The 3,832-nt window shown below is 71.8% G+C and carries 2 protein-coding genes; both read right to left on the bottom strand.

Annotated elements, in window-relative coordinates:
- Nucleotides 1-247: 247 nt before the first annotated feature.
- Nucleotides 248-2,950 (bottom strand): pyruvate dehydrogenase (acetyl-transferring), homodimeric type, encoded by a 2,703-nt coding sequence (gene aceE, locus ACFXB5_RS44740; protein WP_385219596.1) that lies wholly within the window; start codon nt 2,948-2,950, stop codon nt 248-250.
- Between the two features lie 91 nt (nt 2,951-3,041).
- The gene (locus tag ACFXB5_RS44735; RefSeq protein ID WP_385219594.1) at nt 3,042-3,665 is read right to left on the bottom strand and encodes a GntR family transcriptional regulator; all 624 of its coding nucleotides are present in this window, start codon (nt 3,663-3,665) and stop codon (nt 3,042-3,044) included.
- Nucleotides 3,666-3,832: the final 167 nt, after the last annotated feature.

The raw sequence follows: 3,832 nt of genomic DNA, 5'->3' as shown, positions 1-3,832 counted from the left end.
CCTCAAACGCCGGAGGGGCTGGATTGTGACTGATCGCGGTCGGCACGCTGGCGCAGCGGCTCACCGGGCGGACGCCCGCGCGCATCCGGGTCGTCCAACCGGGGTCTGGGGCGGAGTCTCAGTTTCGGGAAGGAGTGGGGAGGGGAGCAGCCCGCCGCAGGCGTCACCGGGCCCCGCGACCGGGGCGACGGTCGGGCGAACTCCGGGGGCCGGGCCTCTCAGCCCGGCCTCCCCGGCGGCTGCATCGTCAGATGCCGTAGCGCTCCGCGGCCTCCTTGGGGGCCGTGGCGCGGACCGCGCCCTGGCGGGCGAGGCGGGACAGGGCGGCCACCACGATGGCCGGGGCGTCCACGCCGAAGTGGCGGCGGGCGGCCTCGCGGGTGTCGGAGAGGCCGAAGCCGTCCGTGCCCAGCGAGTACCAGTCCTGTTCGACCCACTGGCTGATCTGGTCGGGGACGGCACGCATCCAGTCGCTGACGGCGAGGACCGGGCCCGGTGCGCCTGCCAGGGCACGGGTGACGTACGGGACCCGGTCTTCGCCCTTGAGCTGCGCCGCGTCACAGGACAGGGCGTCGCGGCGCAGCTCGCTCCAGGAGGTGGCGGACCACACGTCGGCGGCCACGCCCCAGTCGTCGGCGAGGAGTTTCTGGGCCTCCAGCGTCCAGTGGACGGCGGTGCCGGAGGCGAGGAGCTGGATACGGGGGGAGTCCGCGGCCGGGGCCGTGGCCTCCTGGTAGCGGTACAGGCCCTTGAGGATGCCCTCCTCGACGCCTTCGCCCGAAGGCATCGCCGGTTGGACCTTGGGCTCGTTGTAGACCGTCAGGTAGTAGAAGACGTCCTCGGCCTCGGGGCCGTACATCCGCCGCAGACCCTCCCGAACGATCGCGCCCACCTCGTAGGCGAACGCCGGGTCGTAGGTGAGCGCCGCCGGGTTGGTGGAGGCGATCAGCGGGGAGTGGCCGTCGGCGTGCTGCAGGCCCTCGCCGGTCATCGTCGTACGGCCCGCCGTGGCGCCGATGAGGAAGCCGCGGCCGAGCTGGTCGGCCAGCGCCCACATCTGGTCGGCGGTGCGCTGCCAGCCGAACATCGAGTAGAAGATGTAGAAGGGGATCATCGGCTCGCCGTGGGTCGCGTACGACGTCGCGGCGGCGGTGAAGTCGGCCATCGAGCCGGCCTCGGTGATCCCCTCGTTGAGGATCTGACCGTTCGCGGCCTCCTTGTAGTACAGGAGCTGATCGCGGTCGACCGGGTCGTAGGTCTGGCCGAGCGGCGAGTAGATCCCGGCGGTGGGGAACAGCGACTCCATGCCGAAGGTCCGTGCCTCGTCCGGCACGATCGGCACCCAGCGCTTCCCGGTCTCCTTCTCCCGCATCAGGTCCTTGACCAGCCGGACGAAGGCCATGGTGGTGGCGATCTCCTGGCTGCCGGAGCCCTTGGCGAGCGCCTGGAACGGCTTCGCGGACGGCTCGGGCAGGGCCACCGGGTGGACCCGGCGGGCCGGGGCCGGGCCGCCGAGGGCCGCGCGGCGCTCCTGGAGGTAGCGCACCTCGGGGGAGTCGGGGCCGGGGTGGACGTACGGCACGAGGGCGTCGTCCAGCTTGCTGTCCGGGATGGGGAGTTCGAGGAGGTCCCGCATGGTGCGGAACTCCTTGCCCGTCAGCTTCTTCATCTGGTGGTTGGCGTTGCGCGACTCGAAGCCGGGGCCCAGCGTCCAGCCCTTGACGGTCTGGGCGAGGACGACGGTCGGGGCGCCCTTGTGCTCCACGGCCGCGCGGTACGCCGCGTACACCTTGCGGGGCTCATGGCCCGCGCGCGAGGTGTGGAAGCACTCGGTGAGCTTGGCGTCGGTGAGCCCCTGCGCCAGCCGGGCCAGCTCGGGGTCGGCGCCGAAGAAGTGCTCGCGGATGTAGGCCGCGTCGCGGGTCGCGTACGTCTGGAACTGGCCGTCCGGGACCTCGCGCAGCCGGCGGGCCAGCGCGTCCGAGGCGTCCAGCGCGAACAGCTCGTCCCAGGCGGAGCCCCACAGCGACTTGACCACGTTCCAGCCCGCCGCGCGGAACTGGGCCTCCAGCTCCTGCACGATCTTGAAGTTGGCCCGCACCGGGCCGTCGAGACGCTGGAGGTTGCAGTTGATGACGAAGGTGAGGTTGTCCAGGCCCTCGCGCCCGGCCAGGGCGAGCGCGGCCGTCGACTCCGGCTCGTCCATCTCGCCGTCGCCGAGGAAGGCCCATACGTGGGAGTTCGCGGTGTCCTTGATGCCGCGCGCCGCCAGATAGCGGTTGAAGCGGGCCTGGTAGATCGCGGAGATCGGGCCGAGCCCCATCGAGACGGTGGGGAACTCCCACAGCCACGGCAGCCGGCGCGGATGCGGATAGGACGGCAGACCGTTGCCACCCGCCTCGCGGCGGAAGTGGTCCAGGTGGTGCTCGGTCAGCCGCCCGTCGAGGAAGGCGCGGGCGTAGATGCCGGGGGAGGCGTGGCCCTGGATGTAGAGCTGGTCGCCGCTGCCTCCCCCAGTCTTCGACCGGGAGGTGCCCCCTGCCTCCTTGCCGCGGAAGAAGTGCTGGAAGCCCGTCTCGTAGAGCCAGGCGGCGGAGGCGAAGGTGGCGATGTGACCGCCGAGGCCGTCACGGCTGCCGCGGGTGACCATCGCCGCCGCGTTCCACCGGTTCCAGGCGGTGATGCGGCGCTCCATGGCCTCGTCGCCCGGGAACGCGGGCTCGGCGGCGGTCGGAATGGTGTTGAGGTAGTCCGACTCCAGCAGGGGCGGCAGCGCGAGCCCGGCGCTCTCGGCGCGCTCCAGGGTGCGGCGCATGAGGTACGAGGCGCGGTGCGACCCGGCCGCCCGGGTGACGGCGTCCAGGGAGGCGCCCCATTCGGCGGTCTCCTCGGGGTCACGGTCGGGGAGCTGGTCGAGCGCACTCGGCTGCGTGCGTGCGAGATCGGTCATGAAATAACCGTAAGACTGATCGATGATCGATCAAAGCTCTGTCGAGGAAAAAGTGCTCCGCAAGCCGAAATTGGCATTCCGTGCCGCGAAACTAGGCACGCGGTGCACAGCCGAGGACGTGTTCCTTGACCAGTTCGCCGACCCGCGGATCCCGCTGCTTGAAGGCGTCCACCACCGCCTGGTGCTCCTCGGCGTACGACTGCTGGACGGTGCCCAGCCAGCGGATCGACAGCGTCGTCCAGATCTCGATGCCCAGCGACTCCCAGGTGTGCAGCAGCACGCTGTTGCCCGAGGCCCGCACCAGCTCCCGGTGGAACGCCACGGTGTGCCGGACCTGCGCCTCCCCGTCGGCCGTACGGTCCGCCTCGTACAGCGCCCGCACCTCGGGCTCCAGGGCGGAGGTGTCCTCGGCCAGCACGGGCGCGGCCAGCTCCGCCGCCATCTGCTCGAGCCCGGCCCGTACCGGATAGATCTCCTCCAGATCGGCGGCGGTCAGATTCCGCACCCGGACGCCCTTGTTCGGCGCCGACTCGATCAGCCGCAGCGACTCCAGCTCCCGCAGCGCCTCCCGTACGGGCGTCTGGCTGACCTCCAGCTCGGTGGCGATCCGGCGCTCCACGATCCGCTCGCCCGGCTTCCAGCGGCCGCTGACGATGCCCTCCACGATGTGCTCGCGGATCTGCTCGCGCAGCGAGTGGACGACGGGCGCGGCCATGGGGGACTCCTTAGAACCAGCGGTGGACAGCTGCCATTATCCCGGCTGTGCGGTAATGAAAACCGGGGCCCCCCCCCCGAGGCCCCGGGGGGGGCGGGCGCGGGAAACCTCGGGGGGGGAGAGCCCCCCCGGCCCCCCCCCACCCCCCCCCGCCCCCCCCCGGCCCC

Origin of the sequence: Streptomyces sp. NPDC059455 (genome assembly GCF_042750115.1) — a bacterium.
GTDB classification, from domain to species: Bacteria; Actinomycetota; Actinomycetes; order Streptomycetales; family Streptomycetaceae; genus Streptomyces; species Streptomyces endocoffeicus.
Note: the sequence above shows the minus strand (reverse complement) of the source record. Positions and strands in the feature narration are given on the sequence as shown.

Coding starts and splice junctions, on each gene's coding strand:
- aceE (WP_385219596.1), bottom strand. CDS start 2,950: ATGACCGATCTCGCACGCACGCAGCCGAGTGCGCTCGACCAGCTCCCC.
- ACFXB5_RS44735 (WP_385219594.1), bottom strand. CDS start 3,665: ATGGCCGCGCCCGTCGTCCACTCGCTGCGCGAGCAGATCCGCGAGCAC.